Genomic DNA, 18,203 nt, shown 5'->3' with positions numbered 1-18,203 from the left:
CTTTCGGGAAAGTAGTTGCTAAAAGATGTAAAAATTGATAGAATAAGGATTATCTAAAAAATTTTAAGGAGAATCTATCAAATGGATTTCACATGGGCAATTAAATATGCCACTGAATTTTTGGGAACTGCTATTTTGATCATTCTTGGAAATGGTGCAGTTGCCAACGTTGAACTTAAAGGTACGAAAGGTCACCAAAGTGGCTGGATCGTTATCGCTGTTGGTTATGGTATGGGGGTTATGATCCCAGCATTAATGTTTGGTAACGTATCTGGAAATCACATCAACCCAGCCTTCACTCTTGGACTTGCAATCAGCGGTCTTTTCCCTTGGGTACAAGTTGCGCCTTATATCATTGCACAAGTTTTGGGTGCTATCTTTGGTCAAGCCTTGGTTGTGGCAACACACCGCCCATACTACTTGAAAACTGAAAATCCAAACAACATTTTGGGTACTTTCTCAACAATTTCAAGTTTGGATAATGGTACAAAAGAATCACATTTTGCAGCAACTGTTAATGGTTTTGTAAATGAGTTTGTTGGATCATTTGTTCTTTTCTTTGCAGCCCTTGGAATGACTAAAAACTTCTTTGGTTCTGAAGTGCTTCAATACATGAAACAAATGGCTAGTCAAGCAGGTCAAAATGTTGACTTTTCTGATTTAGCAATCAAGGCCCAAGTAGCACCACATACTGCTTCAGGACTTTCAGTAGCTCACTTGGCACTTGGATTCCTTGTTATGGCCTTGGTAACATCACTTGGTGGACCTACAGGACCTGCTTTGAACCCAGCCCGTGACTTGGGACCACGTCTCCTTCATGCTTTCCTTCCAAAATCAGTTCTTGGTGAGCACAAAGGCGATTCAAAATGGTGGTATTCTTGGGTACCAGTAGTAGCACCTATCGCAGCAGCAATTGCGGCAGTAGCTATTTTCAAATTCCTTTATCTATAAGAAATTGAGTTCTCTATCTATTTTAATGGATTGAAGAAAAATTAAAAACGCATAATATTGTACTGACCCCAAAAAGTTAGACAATTATTTAAGCAAAGGATTTAGTTCTGTATTGTACGGGGCTAAGTCCTTTTAGTTTTACCTTAATTCGTTTGTTGTTGTAGTAATCAATTGTAGTAATCAATATAGTCTACAATAGCTTGTTCCAAGTGTTCAAGTGACTGAAACGTATTCTCATAACCATAAAACATTTCAGACTTAAGAATGCCAAAGAAAGATTCCATCATACCGTTATCTGGGCTATTTCCCTTACGTGACATAGATGGCTGGATTCCCTTATTCTTTAAAAAATGATGATAGAAATCGTGTTGGTATTGCCCTCCTCGGTCACTATGGAGAATTGTATTTTCGTAATGGTTCTCTGTAAAGGCTTGTTCTAGCATAGCTTTCATTTGTACTAAGTTCGGCGAAGTAGAAAGATTGTAGGAGATAATTTCGCTGTTAAAGCCATCTAAAACTGGTGATAAATAAAGCTTTAGTCTACTTGCTGGAATGGCAAATTTTGTCACATCTGTGTAGCATTTTTGCATTAGTTTGGTTGCTTCAAATTGACGTTGAATAAGATTATCTGCTTTCTTGCCAACATCTCCTTGGTATGAAGAATACTTCCGTTTACGGCGAATTCGAGCCGTTAAACCAAGTACTTTCATCAGACGCTGCGCCTTCTTATGGTTCACTACGAAGCCACGATTTCGTAATTCTAGAGTCATGCGACGATAGCCGTAATTTCCTTTATGCTCAGTATAAATTGACTGAATTTCAGCTTTAATATCATAATCTTTATCGCTTTGATCCAGCTGTTTTAAGTGGCAATAATAGGTTGAACGGGCAAGCTTAATAATCTTTAGAAGAATATCTAAAGAAAACTCTGTTACCAGTCCTTGAACAATTTCCGTTTTTCTTATATTGTGCCAGCCAATTAGAAAGTAATCCACTACTTGGAAGAGCATAATCCAGAGACGCCCTAATTTGTGAATGCCCCTCAAGAAGAACTTTATCAATAATCTCTTGTTTTAGTTCAGGAGAATAGTAACAATTCTTTCCTTTTTTGACGAACTCTATTCCATAACGATCAATCAATTTAATCATGTACCTAATATTAGAATTGTTTATCCCAAATTTATTTGAAAGCTTCTCTAAGCTATATCCTTGTTTTCTAAGTTCATAGATCTGAACTTTATCATCATAAGTTAATTTCATAATAAAAGCACCTCAAAAGTTAGATTTTTATGTCTAACTTTTGGGGTGCAGTTCAGGTTCTATTCAGATCTTTTTTGTTATCCTTGACATTACTGATGGCCCGTAAACCGTAGTTATAGACCCCATAAGTCGCAAAGGGCAAGAAAAATGACAAAATTGTGTCGACTGAGTTGAAGTAACCATAGTCAGTTCGGTCCAAGACATGCGCAACGTAGGTACCAGTTAAGATGGGAAAAATAATATTCAAGACACGAATTCCCATGTAGGATAGAGCATTTAATTTTATACTTTTCATTCAATTTACCTCGTTTTTCATTATATCATAAAGTCAGCTAATAAGAAATGAAGGGCAGTAATACTCTTCGAAAATCAAATTCAAACCACGTCAGCGTCGCCTTACCGTACTCAAGTACAGCTTACGGCTAGCTTCCTAGTTTGCTTTTTGATTTTCATTGAGTATAAGTCAAGTGATCACTTTGAAGTTTCAAAGCTTAATTTTAAGTTTTCTTTAAGGAAAGTATATTATTCTGAAGAACTCTAAAATTTCACAGCCATTTATTAGTAATGACTACAGAATTCCTGGTTATTACTAGAAATGGGCTAGTTTCTTTGAATAATAGAACTGCTTAACCCTCCTATTCTAGAACGGGAGGGTCGGTATTTCTTTCATGATAGGACTAGATTGTGGTATAATAGAGAGAATAAGTTTTTTTAGTAAGAAAAAGGAGAAAATAGATGATTTATGCAGGAATTCTTGCTGGTGGAACTGGCACACGCATGGGAATCAGTAACTTGCCAAAACAATTTTTAGAGCTAGGTGATCGACCTATCTTGATTCATACAATTGAAAAATTTGTCTTGGAACCAAGTATTGAAAAAATTATAGTTGGGGTTCATGGAGACTGGGTTTCTCATGCAGAAGATCTTGTAGATAAATATCTTCCTCTTCATAAGGAACGTATCATCATTACAAAGGGTGGTGCTGACCGTAATACGAGTATTGAGAAAATCATTGAAGCTATCGATGCTTATCGTCCGCTTACTCCAGAGGATATCGTTGTTACCCACGATTCTGTTCGTCCATTTATTACACTTCGCATGATTCAAGACAATATCAAACTTGCCCAAAATCATGACGCAGTGGACACAGTGGTAGAAGCGGTTGATACTATCGTTGAAAGCACTAACGGTCAATTTATTACAGATATTCCAAATCGTGCTCACCTTTATCAAGGACAAACACCTCAAACATTCCGTTGCAAGGACTTCATGGACCTTTACGGTTCTCTCTCTGCTGAAGAGAAGGAAATCCTGACAGATGCATGTAAAATCTTTGTCATTAAAGGAAAAGATGTAGCCTTGGCCAAAGGTGAATATTCAAATCTAAAAATTACAACCGTAACAGATTTGAAGATTGCAAAAAGTATGATTGAGAAAGACTAGTAAAATGATTAATCAAATTTATCAACTAACTAAGCCTAAGTTTATCAATGTCAAATATCAGGAAGAGGCTATTGACCAAGAAAATCATATCCTTATCCGTCCCAACTACATGGCTGTCTGTCATGCGGATCAGCGTTACTACCAGGGAAAACGTGATCCCAAGGTTTTGAATAAAAAGCTTCCAATGGCAATGATTCACGAGTCATGTGGAACCGTTATTTCTGACCCTACAGGAACCTACGAAGTTGGTCAAAAAGTTGTCATGATTCCTAATCAGCCTCCTATGCAGAGTGATGAAGAATTCTATGAGAACTACATGACAGGGACCCATTTCTTGTCTAGTGGATTTGATGGCTTTATGAGAGAGTTTGTTTCTCTCCCTAAAGACCGTGTGGTGGCTTATGATGCTATTGAAGATACGGTTGCAGCGATTACAGAGTTTGTCAGTGTCGGCATGCACGCTATGAATCGTCTATTGACCCTTGCTCATAGCAAGCGGGACCGAATTGCTGTTATCGGAGATGGAAGTTTAGCTTTTGTGGTTGCCAATATTATCAACTATACTTTGCCAGAAGCAGAGATTGTGGTTATTGGTCGTCATTGGGAAAAGTTGGAACTTTTCTCATTTGCCAAAGAATGCTATATTACTGATAATATTCCTGAAGATTTGGCCTTTGACCATGCTTTTGAGTGTTGTGGTGGTGATGGTACTGGACCAGCCATTAATGACTTAATTCGCTATATTCGTCCTCAGGGAACGATTCTCATGATGGGTGTTAGCGAGTATAAAGTCAATCTCAATACACGCGATGCCTTAGAAAAAGGCTTGCTCTTGGTTGGTTCCTCTCGTTCTGGTCGCATTGATTTTGAAAATGCCATCCAAATGATGGAAGTCAAGAAATTCGCCAATCGTCTTAAAAATATCCTTTATCTAGAAGAACCTGTAAGAGAAATTAAAGATATTCACCGTGTCTTTGCAACCGATTTAAACACAGCCTTTAAAACCGTGTTTAAGTGGGAAGTATAAGTGCTGGAGGTTAATTGTGGAGAAAATCATTAAAGAAAAAATTTCTTCCCTACTTAGTCAAGAAGAGGAAGTCCTCAGTGTTGAACAACTGGGGGGAATGACCAATCAAAACTATTTGGTCAAAACAACAAATAAGCAATACATCGTTAAGTTCTTTGGTAAAGGGACAGAAAAGCTGATCAATCGTCAAGATGAAAAGTACAATCTTGAACTACTTAAAGATTTAGACCTAGATGTAAAAAATTATCTTTTTGATATTGATGCTGGTATCAAAGTAAATGAGTATATCGAATCTGCGATTACGCTTGATTCAACGTCAATCAAGACCAAATTTGACAAAATTGCTCCAATATTACAAACTATTCATGCATCTGGTAAGGAGTTAAGAGGAGAATTTGCTCCTTTTGAAGAAATCAAAAAATACGAATCCTTGATTGAAGCGAAAATCCCTTATGTCAACTATGAAGCTGTTCGAGAAGAAGTCTTCTCCTTAGAGAAAAGACTGGCTGACTTAGGTGTTGACAGAAAATCTTGTCATATCGATTTGGTGCCTGAAAACTTTATCGAGTCACCACAAGGACGACTTTATCTGATTGACTGGGAATATTCATCAATGAACGATCCAATGTGGGATTTGGCTGCCCTCTTTTTAGAGTCTGAATTCACTCGTCAAGAGGAAGAAGACTTCTTGTCTCACTATGAGAGTGAGCAAACACCTGTCTCTCGTGAAAAGATTGCAATCTATAAAATTTTGCAAGATGCTATTTGGAGTCTATGGACAGTCTACAAAGAAGAGCAAGGTGCAGATTTTGGTGACTATGGTGTGAGTCGTTACCAAAGAGCTGTTAAAGGTTTGTCATATTATGGAGGTTCTGATGAAAAATAAAAATGGAGTTTCTTTTGGTCTACTCTCAGGTATTTTCTGGGGTTTAGGTCTAACGATTAGTGCTTATATCTTTTCGATTTTTACAGATTTGTCGCCCTTTGTGGTGGCCGCTGCTCACGATTTCTTGAGTATCTTTATCTTACTAGCTTTTCTCTTGGTGAAAGAAGGAAAAGTTCGTCTCTCAATTTTCTTAAATATTCGCAATGTTAGTGTTATCATCGGAGCCTTGCTAGCAGGTCCTATCGGAATGCAGGCCAATCTTTATGCGGTTAAGTATATCGGAAGTTCCTTAGCCTCATCTGTATCGGCTATTTACCCTGCGATTTCAGTTTTATTGGCTTTCTTCTTTTTGAAACACAAGATTTCAAAAAATACTGTGTTTGGGATTGTCTTGATTATTGGAGGGATTATTGCTCAGACCTATAAGGTTGAACAGGTCAATTCCTTCTACATTGGCATTCTCTGTGCTTTGGTTTGTGCCATTGCATGGGGGAGTGAGAGTGTCCTTAGCTCCTTTGCCATGGAAAGTGAATTGAGTGAAATCGAAGCCCTCTTAATCCGTCAAGTAACTTCATTCTTGTCCTATCTTGTGATTGTGCTCTTCTCTCATCAGTCATTTGCAGAAGTGGCCAATGGACAATTGCTAGGTCTTATGATTGTCTTTGCAGCATTTGATATGATTTCCTACTTGGCTTATTATATCGCTATCAATCGCTTGCAACCTGCTAAAGCTACAGGATTGAACGTGAGCTATGTAGTTTGGACTGTCTTGTTTGCAGTTGTTTTCTTGGGTGCACCGCTAGATATGCTGACAATTATTACGTCACTTGTCGTTATTGCTGGAGTTTATATTATTATTAAAGAATAAAGGAGATTCGTATGAAAGCCATTATCTTAGCAGCGGGATTAGGAACTCGCTTGCGTCCTATGACTGAAAATACCCCTAAAGCCTTGGTTCAGGTTAATCAAAAACCCTTGATTGAATACCAAATTGAGTTTCTCAAAGAAAAAGGAATCAATGACATCATCATCATCGTTGGTTACCTTAAAGAACAATTCGATTACTTGAAAGAGAAATATGGAGTTCGCCTCGTTTTCAATGATAAATACGCTGACTACAATAACTTTTACTCTCTCTATCTTGTAAAAGAAGAATTGGCCAACAGTTATGTTATTGATGCGGATAACTATCTCTTCAAAAATATGTTCCGCAATGATTTGACTCGTTCGACTTATTTTAGTGTTTATCGTGAAGATTGTACCAACGAATGGTTCTTGGTCTATGGAGATGACTACAAGGTTCAAGATATTACTGTTGATAGTAAGGCAGGTCGCATCCTTAGTGGTGTATCCTTCTGGGATGCTCCAACTGCAGAAAAGATTGTCAGCTTTATCGATAAGGCTTATGCAAGTGGCGAATTTGTTGATCTCTACTGGGACAATATGGTTAAGGATAACATCAAAGAGCTAGATGTCTATGTTGAAGAATTAGAAGGCAATAGCATCTATGAAATCGATAGTGTCCAAGATTATCATAAATTAGAAGAAATTCTTAAAAACGAAAATTAAAGATTCCAACATCTGGCTAAAATAGTCGGATGTTTTTTTGATTTTTTACGAATAGAATAGATGAGTAGAAAAAGAAATGGAGTTATTTATGAAAATCACAAACTATGAAATCTATAAGTTAAAAAAATCAGGTTTGACCAATCAACAGATTTTGAATGTCCTAGAATACGGTGAAAATGTCGATCAAGAACTTTTGTTGGGTGATATTGCAGAAATATCAGGTTGCCGAAATCCAGCTGTTTTTATGGAACGTTATTTTCAGATAGACGATGCGCATTTGGAGAAAGAATTTCAAAAATTTCCATCTTTCTCCATTTTAGATGACTGTTATCCTTGGGATTTGAGTGAAATATATGATGCGCCTGTACTTTTATTTTACAAGGGAAATCTTGACCTCTTGAAATTTCCTAAGGTAGCGGTAGTAGGAAGTCGTGCTTGTAGCAAACAGGGAGTTAAGTCAGTTGAAAAAGTCATTCAGGGATTGGAAAATGAACTGGTTATCGTCAGTGGATTAGCTAGGGGCATTGACACAGCAGCTCATATGGCAGCTCTTCAGAATGGCGGAAAAACCATTGCAGTGATTGGAACAGGACTGGATGTGTTTTATCCTAAAGCCAATAAACGCTTGCAAGACTACATCGGCAATGACCATCTGGTTCTCAGTGAGTATGGACCAGACGAACAACCTCTGAAATTTCATTTTCCTGCCCGTAATCGCATCATTGCTGGACTTTGTCGTGGTGTGATCGTAGCAGAGGCTAAGATGCGCTCAGGTAGTCTCATTACCTGTGAGCGAGCAATGGAGGAAGGGCGCGATGTTTTTGCTATTCCTGGTAGCATTTTAGATGGACTATCAGACGGTTGCCATCATTTGATTCAAGAAGGGGCAAAATTGGTCACCAGTGGGCAGGATGTTCTTGCAGAATTTGAATTTTAAGACAAAATTTCTCTTTCTAAACCAACTTTTCTTCTATATATAGGAGCTAAGTCTTGACAGTTATGGCAAAATGGTTTACACTTTATAAAGTTTATTACTTTGAAAAGGTGTGATACTGTGGCTACGGCAACAAAAAAGAAAAAATCAACAGTTAAAAAAAATCTAGTAATCGTGGAGTCGCCTGCTAAGGCCAAGACGATTGAAAAATATCTAGGCAGAAACTACAAGGTTTTAGCCAGTGTCGGGCATATCCGTGATTTGAAGAAATCCAGTATGTCCGTCGATATTGAAAATAATTATGAACCGCAATATATCAATATCCGAGGAAAAGGTCCTCTTATCAATGACTTGAAAAAAGAAGCTAAAAAAGCTAATAAAGTCTTTCTGGCGAGTGACCCGGACCGTGAAGGAGAAGCGATTTCTTGGCATTTGGCCCATATTCTCAACTTGGATGAAAATGATGCCAACCGTGTGGTCTTCAATGAAATCACCAAGGATGCGGTCAAAAATGCTTTCAAAGAGCCACGCAAGATTGATATGGACTTGGTCGATGCCCAACAGGCACGCCGTGTCTTGGACCGCTTGGTAGGGTATTCGATTTCGCCTATTTTGTGGAAAAAGGTCAAGAAGGGCTTGTCAGCAGGTCGCGTTCAGTCTATTGCGCTTAAGTTAATCATTGACCGTGAGAATGAAATTAATGCCTTCCAGCCAGAAGAATACTGGACAATTGATGCTGTCTTTAAAAAGGGAACCAAGCAATTTCAGGCTTCCTTCTATGGAGTGGATGGTAAAAAGCTGAAACTGACTAGTAATGATGAGGTCAAGGAAGTCTTGTCTCGTCTGACTAGCAAAGACTTTTCAGTGGATCAGGTAGATAAGAAAGAGCGCAAACGCAATGCTCCTTTACCCTATACCACTTCATCCATGCAGATGGACGCTGCCAATAAAATCAATTTCCGTACTCGAAAAACCATGATGGTTGCCCAACAGCTCTATGAAGGAATTAATATCGGTTCTGGTGTTCAAGGTTTGATTACCTATATGCGTACCGATTCGACTCGTATCAGTCCAGTAGCGCAGAACGAAGCAGCAAACTTCATTACGGACCGTTTCGGTAGCAAGTATTCTAAGCATGGTAGCAAGGTCAAAAATGCTTCAGGAGCTCAGGATGCCCATGAGGCTATTCGCCCGTCTAGTGTTTTTAATACACCTGAAAGTATTGCTAAGTATCTGGACAAGGATCAGCTCAAGCTTTATACTCTTATCTGGAATCGTTTTGTAGCGAGTCAGATGACAGCTGCTGTCTTTGATACCATGGCTGTTAAATTGTCTCAAAATGGGGTTCAATTTGCTGCTAATGGTAGTCAGGTTAAGTTTGATGGTTATCTTGCCATTTACAATGATTCTGACAAGAATAAGATGTTACCAGATATGGCTGTTGGAGATGTGGTCAAGCAGATTAATAGCAAACCAGAGCAACATTTCACTCAACCGCCTGCTCGCTATTCTGAAGCGACCCTTATCAAGGCCTTGGAAGAAAATGGGGTTGGACGTCCGTCAACCTACGCACCGACCATTGAAACTATTCAGAAACGTTACTATGTTCGCCTTGCGGCCAAACGTTTTGAACCAACAGAGTTGGGAGAAATTGTTAACAAGCTCATCGTTGAATATTTCTCAGATATCGTAAACGTGACCTTCACAGCTGAAATGGAAGGAAAACTGGATGATGTCGAAGTCGGAAAAGAGCAGTGGCAACGTGTTATAGATGCCTTTTACAAACCATTCTCTAAAGAAGTCGCCAAGGCTGAAGAAGAAATGGAAAAAATCCAAATCAAGGATGAACCAGCTGGATTTGACTGTGAAGTGTGTGGCAGTCCAATGGTCATTAAACTTGGTCGTTTTGGTAAGTTCTACGCTTGTAGCAATTTCCCAGATTGCCGTCATACCCAAGCAATCGTGAAAGAGATTGGTGTTGAGTGTCCAAGTTGTCATCAGGGACAAATCATTGAACGCAAAACCAAACGTAATCGCCTCTTCTATGGTTGCAATCGCTATCCAGAATGTGAATTTACCTCTTGGGACAAGCCTGTTGGTCGTGACTGTCCAAAATGTGGCAACTTCCTCATGGAGAAAAAAGTCCGTGGTGGTGGCAAGCAGGTTGTTTGTAGCAAGGGTGACTACGAAGAAGAAAAGATTAAATAAGAGGAGAGTCCTGAAAGTGCATTTCAGGCTCTTTTTGGTTGGAACTTGACAAAATTCATCATTTTATGCGAAACTAGAAGAAGATTATTTTAACTAGGAGTAGTTATGCGTATTATTTATCTAATTATTGGTTTTTTATCACTGGCCTTGGCTATTGTTGGGGTAGTTTTACCCTTGTTACCCACAACGCCTTTTCTTTTGTTGTCTATTGCTTGTTTTTCTAGAAGTTCCAAGCGCTTCGAAGATTGGCTTTATCATACCAAGCTCTATCAAGCATATGTAGCTGATTTTCGCGAGACTAGGTCTATTGCGCGTGAACGTAAGAAAAAAATCATCGTATCTATCTATATATTGATGGGAATTTCCATTTATTTTGCCCCTCTCTTACCAGTCAAAATCGGTCTGGGAGCCTTGACCATCTTTATCACTTATTATCTCTTCAAGGTCATTCCAGACAAAGAATAAGTAAAATTTGTAACTATTTCCCTTGATAAAAATGAAAGCATATTCACCACAATATGATATAATAAATTCAAAGTAATCTTCAAGGAGAATCAAATGATTTACGAATTTTGTGCTGAAAATGTGACCTTGCTTGAAAAAGCGATGGAGGCTGGAGCTCGTCGAATCGAACTCTGTGATAATCTAGCAGTGGGAGGAACAACACCAAGCTATGGAGTAACCAAGGCAGCGGTTGAATTGGCAGCTAACTACGATACAACCATTATGACCATGATTCGTCCACGTGGTGGCGACTTTGTCTATAATGATATGGAAATTGCAATCATGCTAGAAGACATTCGATTGACTGCTCAGGCTGGAAGTCAAGGAGTTGTATTTGGAGCCTTAACTGCTGAGAAGAAGTTGGATAAACCTAATCTTGAAAAGTTAATTGCTGCATCAAAAGGAATGGAAATTGTCTTCCACATGGCCTTTGATGAATTGAGCGATGAAGATCAACTAGAAGCTATTGACTGGCTCAGCCAAGCTGGAGTCACTCGTATCTTAACTCGTGCGGGTGTATCTGGCGATTCACTAGACAAACGTTTTGCTCACTATCACAGAATTTTGGAGCACGCTAAAGGTAAAATTGAAATTCTACCAGGTGGGGGGATTGACCTTGACAACCGTCAAACCTTTATTGACCGGCTGGGCGTGACACAATTGCATGGAACCAAGGTTGTCTTTTAAAAAATAGAAAGGAACTGCTAGCTTTGGGTAGCAGTTTTAACTTATGTTTGAAATTTTTAAATCCTATCAATTGAATCAAGAAAAGGCTCATGCTTATGGTTTTGTAGAAAATGGTGGAGTCTGGACCTATAGTTGCCAGATTTTGCAGGGTGACTTTGTCATGACTGTGTCCATCACTGCTGATAATGTGAATTTTCAGGTCTTTGATCAGGAAATGGGCGACCTCTATCCTCAAGTTCATATGGAAAGTATGACAGGAAGTTTTGTTGCAAGTGTCCGTGAGGCTTGTCTGGAGATTCTCTACCAGATTCGGAAGGCTTGTTTTGAGGTACAGGATTTTATCTGTCCTCAGACTAAGCGTATCATGGCTCAGATTCAGGAAAAGTATGGTAATCAGTTGGAGTATCTGTGGGAAAAATCACCTGATACGGCAGTGTTAAGACATGAAGGCAATAAAAAATGGTATGCTGTTTTGATGAAAATCTCTTGGGATAAGCTGGAAAAGGGTAGAGAAGGTTTAGTCGAAGCAGTCAACCTCAAACATGATCAAGTAGTGGATCTGCTTTCACAAAAGGGCATTTATCCAGCTTTTCATATGAATAAACGTTACTGGATTAGTGTGGCGCTTGATGATACTTTATCAGATGAAGAAGTACTAGAATTGATAGAAAAAAGTTGGAACTTAACTTCTAAAAAATGAAACATTTCAATAATTTTCAATTAGCTAAATATTCTATACTGAAGAAATTTTCAGAAAATATTTGATTTTTTCTTGACAAGTGCTTTTGCCTATGCTAAAATACTAAACAAGATATCAAACGAAGGAGAAAGTCAAACATGAAAACAGCTAAGTTTAATCAATTTGCTTTGTTGTTGAGGTACTCGGGCTAGTGCAAAAAGCATTAGTCCTGTTTGGCTTACCAAGCGGGAGTGAATCAACATCTCGCTTGGACTTCTAAGCGAGATGTTTTTTTAAAAACCACATTTGGAAAAGGGGAAATCTTATGAGAACAGTTGAATTTCTAGATACCAGCCTTCGGGATGGAGAACAGACACCTGGTGTTAATTTTTCAATCAAGGAAAAAATTGCCATTGCAAGACAGCTGGAGAAATGGGGCATTTCAGCCATAGAAGCTGGTTTTCCAGCGGCGAGTCCTGATTCATTCACAGCAGTGCAGGAGATTGCTAAGGTCTTGAAGAAAACAGCGGTGACTGGTTTGGCACGTTCGGTCAAGTCTGATATTGATGCTTGTTACGAGGCCCTCAAGGATGCCAAGTATCCACAGGTTCACGTCTTTATCGCTACCAGTCCGATTCATCGTAAGTATAAGCTCAATAAGAGCAAGGAAGAGATTTTGGAAGCTATTAAGGAGCATGTTTCTTATGCCCGTTCTAAGTTTGAAGTGGTCGAATTCTCTCCTGAAGATGCGACCAGAACAGAGTTGGATTTCCTCTTGCAAGTTGTTCAAACAGCGGTTGATGCAGGGGCGTCTTATATCAATATTCCTGATACGGTAGGATTTACCACACCAGAGGAATATGGAGCCATCTTCAAATACCTGATTGAGAATGTCAAGACGGATCGCCAGATCATCTATTCACCTCACTGTCATGATGATCTTGGAATGGCAGTAGCTAATAGCCTTTCTGCCGTCAAGAATGGGGCAGGACGTGTTGAAGGAACTATCAACGGTATTGGTGAGAGAGCTGGAAATGCTGCTTTGGAAGAAATAGCAGTTGCTCTCAATATTCGCCAAGATTACTACCAAGCAGAAACCAGTATTGTCCTAAATGAGACCATCAATACGTCAGAAATGGTTTCTCGCTTCTCAGGTATTCCAGTTCCTAAAAACAAGGCCGTCGTTGGGGGTAATGCCTTCTCTCACGAATCTGGTATTCACCAAGATGGAGTTCTTAAAAATCCTCTCACTTATGAGATTATCACCCCTGAATTGGTCGGTGTCAAGAGTAACAGCCTCCCACTTGGAAAATTGTCTGGGCGCCATGCCTTTGTCGAGAAACTAAGAGAACTGGCCTTAGACTTTACAGAAGAGGACATCAAACCACTCTTTGCTAAGTTCAAGGCACTGGCCGATAAGAAACAAGAAATCACAGATGCAGATATTCGTGCTCTGGTAGCTGGAACCATGGTTGAAAATCCAGAAGGCTTCCACTTTGATGATTTACAACTGCAAACCCATGCAGATAATGACATTGAAGCGCTTGTTAGCCTAGCCAATATGGATGGTGAAAAGGTCGAATTTAATGCGACAGGGCAAGGTTCTGTTGAAGCAATCTTTAACGCTATCGACAAGTTCTTCAACCAATCCGTTCGCTTGGTGTCCTATACCATTGATGCTGTGACAGATGGAATTGATGCACAGGCTCGGGTCTTGGTCACTGTTGAAAACAGAGATACAGAAACCATCTTTAATGCAGCAGGTCTTGATTTCGATGTGTTGAAGGCTTCGGCTATTGCCTACATCAATGCTAATACCTTTGTTCAAAAAGAGAATGCTGGTGAGATGGGACGTAGCGTTTCCTATCGCGACATGCCTAGTGTGTAAAGGAGAAGGCTATGACAAAGAAAATAGTAGCTCTAGCAGGGGATGGAATCGGCCCAGAAATCATGGAGGCTGGTTTAGAAGTTCTGGAGGCTCTAGCTGAAAAAACAGGCTTTGACTATGAAATAGACAAACGACCTTTTGGAGGTGCAGGTATCGATGCAGCAGGGCATCCCTTACCTGATGAAACCCTCAAGGTATGTCGTGAAGCAGATGCTATTCTTTTAGCGGCTATCGGTAGTCCTCAGTATGATGGAGCAGCGATTCGGCCTGAACAAGGTTTGCTGGCTCTCCGTAAGGAACTCAATCTCTATGCCAATATTCGCCCTGTAAAAATCTTTGACAGTCTCAAGCATTTGTCACCACTAAAATCAGAACGAATTGCTGGGGTGGACTTTGTCGTAGTGCGTGAGTTGACAGGCGGGATTTACTTTGGAGATCATATCCTTGAAGAGCGCAAAGCGCGTGATATCAACGACTATAGCCATGAGGAAGTGGAGCGGATTGTTCGCAAAGCCTTTGAAATTGCAAGAAATCGCAGAAAAATCGTTACTAGTATCGATAAGCAAAATGTTCTAGCGACCTCAAAACTCTGGCGGAAAGTAGCTGAGGAGGTCGCGCAGGTCTTCCCAGATGTAACCTTGGAACACCAGTTAGTGGACTCAGCTGCCATGCTTATGATTACCAATCCTGCTAAGTTTGATGTCATCGTGACGGAGAATCTTTTTGGAGATATTCTCTCTGATGAATCAAGCGTTTTATCTGGCACCCTTGGAGTTATGCCATCAGCCAGTCATTCTGAAAAGGGTCCAAGTCTCTATGAGCCCATTCACGGTTCAGCTCCTGATATTGCAGGTCAAGGAATTGCCAATCCTATTTCTATGATTTTATCAGTTGCCATGATGTTGAGAGACAGTTTTGGACGTTATGAGGATGCGGAACGTATCGAGCGTGCTGTTGAGGCAAGTTTGGCAGCTGGTGTTTTAACAAGAGATATTGGTGGACAGGCTTCGACCAAGGAAATGACGGAAGCTATCATTGCAAGGTTATGAAGTTAGACGAAAAAATTACTCTAGTCCTTTTGATTTGGAATGTCATGGTTTTCTTGATTTATGGTATTGACAAATCTAAGGCAAGGAGAAGAGCTTGGCGCATCCCAGAGAAAATCTTACTCATTTTAGCCTTTACTTGTGGTGGTTTTGGCGCCTGGTTAGCAGGAATCACCTTTCATCACAAGACTCGAAAATGGTACTTTAAAACGGTTTGGTTTCTCGGGATGGTGACCACACTAGGAGCCTTATATTTTATTTGGAGGTAATGGATGGCAGGAAAATCGATTTTTGATAAATTATGGGACCGTCATGTCATCACAGGAGAAGAGGGGCAACCCCAACTCATGTATGTGGACCAGCACTATATTCATGAAGTGACCAGTCCTCAAGCTTTTCAAGGATTACGAGATGCAGGACGCAGATTGAGACGACCAGACTTGACATTTGGAACTTTTGACCACAATGTCCCGACAGTCAATATCTACGATATTCGAGATGTGATTTCTAAGGCTCAAATTGATAAGCTGGCTGAAAATGTTGAGGAGTTTGGGATTGAACATGCGGCCCACGGTTCTGAAAAGCAGGGGATTGTTCATATGGTTGGTCCAGAAACAGGAAGAACCCAACCAGGAAAATTCATCGTCTGTGGAGACAGTCATACGGCTACTCACGGAGCTTTTGGAGCCATCGCCTTTGGGATTGGGACTAGTGAGGTTGAGCATGTCTTCGCTACCCAGACACTCTGGCAGGTCAAACCCAAGAAAATGCTGGTAGAATTCACTGGTGTTCCTCAAAAAGGAGTTTATTCTAAGGATTTCATTCTAGCCTTGATTGCTAAGTACGGCGTTGCCTGTGGTGTTGGCTATGTGGTGGAATATCGGGGACAAGCGATTGATGCACTGAGCATGGAAGAGCGAATGACCATCTGCAATATGTCCATCGAGTTTGGATCTAAGATGGGAATCATGAATCCGGATCAGACGACTTATGACTATCTCAAGGGACGAGAATGTGTCCCAGAGGACTTTGAAGAGGCTGTGGCGGATTGGAAAACAATTGTCAGTGATGAGGATGCTGTTTATGATAAGGTTATCCAGATGGATGTCTCAGACTTGGCTCCCATGGTGACCTGGGGAACCAACCCTGCTATGGGGGTTGACTTTGACAGTAGCTTCCCAGAAATTAAGGATATGAATGATGAGCGAGCCTACAATTACATGGACTTGGAGCCTGGTCAAAAGCCAGCTGATATTGAACTAGGTTATATCTTTATCGGTTCTTGTACCAATGCTCGTCTCAGCGACTTGCAACTGGCTGCGCGATTTGTCAAAGGAAAGAAAATAGCACCCAACTTAACGGCTATCGTCGTTCCAGGCTCTCGTCCTGTCAAACGAGCTGCTGAGAAATTAGGCTTGGATAAAGTTTTCTTAGATGCTGGCTTTGAATGGAGAGACCCAGGTTGCTCTATGTGCCTAGGAATGAATCCTGACAAGGTTCCAGATGGCGTTCACTGTGCCTCAACCAGCAACCGTAACTTTGAAGACAGACAAGGCTTTGGTGCTAAGACCCATCTCTGCAGTCCAGCCATGGCAGCAGCAGCAGCTATTGCAGGGCGCTTTGTAGATGTTCGACAAATGCCAGAAGCACAGTAAGGAGAGGATATGGAGAAATTTACAGTTTATACGGGAACGACCGTTCCTCTCATGAATGATAACATCGACACTGACCAAATCCTACCCAAGCAGTTTCTCAAGTTAATTGATAAAAAAGGCTTTGGTAAGTACCTCATGTATGCTTGGCGTTATTTGGATGACAAGTATACTGAGGATCCAGACTTTGTCTTTAACCTACCTGAATATCGCAAAGCCAGTATTCTCATTTCAGGGGATAACTTTGGGGCAGGATCGTCCAGAGAACACGCAGCTTGGGCTCTAGCAGACTATGGTTTTAAGGTTGTGATTGCAGGATCTTTTGGTGATATTCATTACAATAATGAACTTAATAATGGTATGTTGCCCATTGTTCAGCCCAGAGAGGTTAGAGAGAAACTAGCCCACTTGAAACCAACTGACCAGATAACTGTGGACTTGGAACAACAAAAAATCATCTCACCAGTTGGAGAATTCACTTTCGAAATAGATAGTGAATGGAAACACAAGCTCTTAAATGGTTTGGATGATATCGGTATTACTTTGCAGTATGAAGACTTGATTGCTGCCTATGAAAAACAACGACCAGCCTACTGGCAGGATTAGAAGAAAATTAGAAAAGGAAATAGAATTATGACAAAACACATTCAATGGAACGGAACACTTTCACAAGAAGGCTATGATATTTTAAAAGGTGAGGGCGGATGTATCGTTTGCCCTACTAAAGTTGGTTACATTATCATGACTAGCGACAAGGCAGGACTTGAACGCAAGTTCGCAGCCAAAGAGCGTAACCGTAACAAACCAGGCGTTGTTCTCTGTGGTAGCATGGATGAGCTTCGCGCTTTAGCACAACTCAACCCAGAAATTGAAGCCTTCTACCAAAAACATTGGGACGAAGATATTCTTCTTGGTTGTATCCTTCCTTGGAAACCAGAAGCCTTTGAAAAACTCAAATCATACGGTGATGGCCGTGAAGAACTGATGACTGACGTGCGTGGTACTAGCTGTTTTGTTATCAAATTTGGGAAAGCTGGTGAACAATTAGCTGCCAAACTTTGGGAAGAAGGCAAGATGGTCTATGCCTCATCTGCAAACCCATCTGGAAAAGGAAATCGTGGTAAGGTAGAAGGTATCGGAGAACGCATCGAAGGGGCAGTTGACCTTGTTATCGAGGCAGACGACTACGTGGCATCAATCCAGCCTGACAAAACGATTGAAACTCGCTACGAGCAAGGTGTGATGGTCTCTATGGTCGATAAAGACGGCAAACTCATCCCAGAACAAGGAGGAGCACGTTCAACTTCACCAGCCCCAGTTGTGATCCGTAAAGGGCTTGATATTGATAAAATCATGATGCACCTGTCAGACACCTTTAACTCATGGGACTACCGTCAGGGTGAGTATTATTAGAATGTAGAAGAAGTGGGGAGAAGATAATCTCTCCTCTTTCTTTTGTTATTTATACA

At 40.4% G+C, this 18,203-nt stretch carries 17 protein-coding genes and 2 pseudogenes; 17 read left to right on the top strand and 2 right to left on the bottom strand.

What is annotated here, in order from left to right; all coding sequences use genetic code 11:
- Positions 1–81: 81 nt before the first annotated feature.
- Entirely contained in the window at positions 82–951 is an 870-nt protein-coding gene (gla, locus tag QS39_RS08530; RefSeq protein ID WP_077805234.1) for an aquaglyceroporin Gla, read from the top strand.
- 88 nt (positions 952–1,039) lie between these two features.
- Here the strand turns inward: gla and QS39_RS10870 are convergent.
- Positions 1,040–2,211: pseudogene (locus QS39_RS10870) on the bottom strand (IS3 family transposase).
- A gap of 55 nt (positions 2,212–2,266) precedes the next feature.
- A pseudogene (locus tag QS39_RS08510) lies at positions 2,267–2,506 on the bottom strand (lipopolysaccharide biosynthesis protein); the annotation flags it as partial.
- Between the two features lie 440 nt (positions 2,507–2,946).
- Between QS39_RS08510 and QS39_RS08500 the strand changes: the two are divergent.
- The 16 genes from QS39_RS08500 to QS39_RS08425 all read left to right on the top strand — a co-directional run bounded on the left by QS39_RS08500 (position 2,947) and on the right by QS39_RS08425 (position 18,147).
- The gene (locus QS39_RS08500; RefSeq protein WP_077805231.1) at positions 2,947–3,654 is read left to right on the top strand and encodes an IspD/TarI family cytidylyltransferase; all 708 of its coding nucleotides are present in this window, start codon (positions 2,947–2,949) and stop codon (positions 3,652–3,654) included.
- A 4-nt stretch (positions 3,655–3,658) separates the two neighbouring features.
- Positions 3,659–4,681, top strand: coding sequence for a ribitol-5-phosphate dehydrogenase (locus QS39_RS08495; protein WP_000609896.1), 1,023 nt, complete (start codon positions 3,659–3,661; stop codon positions 4,679–4,681).
- A gap of 16 nt (positions 4,682–4,697) precedes the next feature.
- A complete protein-coding gene (locus QS39_RS08490) occupies positions 4,698–5,567 on the top strand; it encodes a phosphotransferase family protein (RefSeq protein ID WP_077805230.1) in 870 nt (289 codons plus the stop codon).
- The gene (locus tag QS39_RS08485; RefSeq protein ID WP_004269680.1) at positions 5,557–6,435 is read left to right on the top strand and encodes a DMT family transporter; all 879 of its coding nucleotides are present in this window, start codon (positions 5,557–5,559) and stop codon (positions 6,433–6,435) included. The genes QS39_RS08490 and QS39_RS08485 overlap by 11 nt, the downstream gene beginning before the upstream one ends.
- A gap of 11 nt (positions 6,436–6,446) precedes the next feature.
- Positions 6,447–7,136: a sugar phosphate nucleotidyltransferase gene (locus QS39_RS08480; protein ID WP_000643974.1), complete on the top strand. Its 690-nt coding sequence runs from the start codon at positions 6,447–6,449 to the stop codon at positions 7,134–7,136.
- Between the two features lie 88 nt (positions 7,137–7,224).
- Entirely contained in the window at positions 7,225–8,073 is an 849-nt protein-coding gene (gene dprA / locus QS39_RS08475) for a DNA-processing protein DprA (protein ID WP_077805229.1), read from the top strand.
- A gap of 117 nt (positions 8,074–8,190) precedes the next feature.
- On the top strand, positions 8,191–10,278 hold the full coding sequence (gene topA / locus QS39_RS08470; protein WP_077805228.1) for a type I DNA topoisomerase: 2,088 nt from the start codon (positions 8,191–8,193) through the stop codon (positions 10,276–10,278).
- A gap of 105 nt (positions 10,279–10,383) precedes the next feature.
- Positions 10,384–10,743, top strand: coding sequence for a YbaN family protein (locus tag QS39_RS08465; RefSeq protein ID WP_001220353.1), 360 nt, complete (start codon positions 10,384–10,386; stop codon positions 10,741–10,743).
- A 93-nt stretch (positions 10,744–10,836) separates the two neighbouring features.
- Entirely contained in the window at positions 10,837–11,469 is a 633-nt protein-coding gene (locus QS39_RS08460) for a copper homeostasis protein CutC (protein WP_077805227.1), read from the top strand.
- Positions 11,470–11,512: 43 nt separating this feature from the next.
- Positions 11,513–12,169 carry an MmcQ/YjbR family DNA-binding protein gene (locus tag QS39_RS08455; protein WP_077805226.1) on the top strand — a complete coding sequence of 219 codons (657 nt, stop codon included), beginning with the start codon at positions 11,513–11,515 and terminating at the stop codon, positions 12,167–12,169.
- A 304-nt stretch (positions 12,170–12,473) separates the two neighbouring features.
- Entirely contained in the window at positions 12,474–14,036 is a 1,563-nt protein-coding gene (locus QS39_RS08450; protein WP_077805225.1) for a 2-isopropylmalate synthase, read from the top strand.
- Positions 14,037–14,047: 11 nt separating this feature from the next.
- On the top strand, positions 14,048–15,085 hold the full coding sequence (gene leuB, locus QS39_RS08445; protein WP_077805224.1) for a 3-isopropylmalate dehydrogenase: 1,038 nt from the start codon (positions 14,048–14,050) through the stop codon (positions 15,083–15,085).
- Positions 15,082–15,351: a DUF1294 domain-containing protein gene (locus QS39_RS08440; protein ID WP_077805223.1), complete on the top strand. Its 270-nt coding sequence runs from the start codon at positions 15,082–15,084 to the stop codon at positions 15,349–15,351. The genes leuB and QS39_RS08440 overlap by 4 nt, the downstream gene beginning before the upstream one ends.
- A gap of 3 nt (positions 15,352–15,354) precedes the next feature.
- A complete protein-coding gene (gene leuC, locus QS39_RS08435; protein ID WP_077805222.1) occupies positions 15,355–16,737 on the top strand; it encodes a 3-isopropylmalate dehydratase large subunit in 1,383 nt (460 codons plus the stop codon).
- Positions 16,738–16,746: 9 nt separating this feature from the next.
- A complete protein-coding gene (gene leuD, locus QS39_RS08430) occupies positions 16,747–17,340 on the top strand; it encodes a 3-isopropylmalate dehydratase small subunit (protein WP_077805221.1) in 594 nt (197 codons plus the stop codon).
- A gap of 27 nt (positions 17,341–17,367) precedes the next feature.
- Positions 17,368–18,147, top strand: a complete 780-nt coding sequence (locus tag QS39_RS08425; protein ID WP_077805220.1) for an L-threonylcarbamoyladenylate synthase — start codon at positions 17,368–17,370, stop codon at positions 18,145–18,147.
- Positions 18,148–18,203: the final 56 nt, after the last annotated feature.

The sequence above is a fragment of the Streptococcus mitis genome (genome assembly GCF_002005545.1).
GTDB lineage: Bacteria > Bacillota > Bacilli > Lactobacillales > Streptococcaceae > Streptococcus > Streptococcus mitis_I.
Note: the sequence above shows the minus strand (reverse complement) of the source record. Positions and strands in the feature narration are given on the sequence as shown.

Coding starts and splice junctions, on each gene's coding strand:
- gla (WP_077805234.1), top strand. CDS start 82: ATGGATTTCACATGGGCAATTAAATATGCCACTGAATTTTTGGGAACT.
- QS39_RS08500 (WP_077805231.1), top strand. CDS start 2,947: ATGATTTATGCAGGAATTCTTGCTGGTGGAACTGGCACACGCATGGGA.
- QS39_RS08495 (WP_000609896.1), top strand. CDS start 3,659: ATGATTAATCAAATTTATCAACTAACTAAGCCTAAGTTTATCAATGTC.
- QS39_RS08485 (WP_004269680.1), top strand. CDS start 5,557: ATGAAAAATAAAAATGGAGTTTCTTTTGGTCTACTCTCAGGTATTTTC.
- QS39_RS08480 (WP_000643974.1), top strand. CDS start 6,447: ATGAAAGCCATTATCTTAGCAGCGGGATTAGGAACTCGCTTGCGTCCT.
- dprA (WP_077805229.1), top strand. CDS start 7,225: ATGAAAATCACAAACTATGAAATCTATAAGTTAAAAAAATCAGGTTTG.
- QS39_RS08465 (WP_001220353.1), top strand. CDS start 10,384: ATGCGTATTATTTATCTAATTATTGGTTTTTTATCACTGGCCTTGGCT.
- QS39_RS08460 (WP_077805227.1), top strand. CDS start 10,837: ATGATTTACGAATTTTGTGCTGAAAATGTGACCTTGCTTGAAAAAGCG.
- QS39_RS08455 (WP_077805226.1), top strand. CDS start 11,513: ATGTTTGAAATTTTTAAATCCTATCAATTGAATCAAGAAAAGGCTCAT.
- QS39_RS08450 (WP_077805225.1), top strand. CDS start 12,474: ATGAGAACAGTTGAATTTCTAGATACCAGCCTTCGGGATGGAGAACAG.
- leuB (WP_077805224.1), top strand. CDS start 14,048: ATGACAAAGAAAATAGTAGCTCTAGCAGGGGATGGAATCGGCCCAGAA.
- QS39_RS08440 (WP_077805223.1), top strand. CDS start 15,082: ATGAAGTTAGACGAAAAAATTACTCTAGTCCTTTTGATTTGGAATGTC.
- leuC (WP_077805222.1), top strand. CDS start 15,355: ATGGCAGGAAAATCGATTTTTGATAAATTATGGGACCGTCATGTCATC.
- leuD (WP_077805221.1), top strand. CDS start 16,747: ATGGAGAAATTTACAGTTTATACGGGAACGACCGTTCCTCTCATGAAT.
- QS39_RS08425 (WP_077805220.1), top strand. CDS start 17,368: ATGACAAAACACATTCAATGGAACGGAACACTTTCACAAGAAGGCTAT.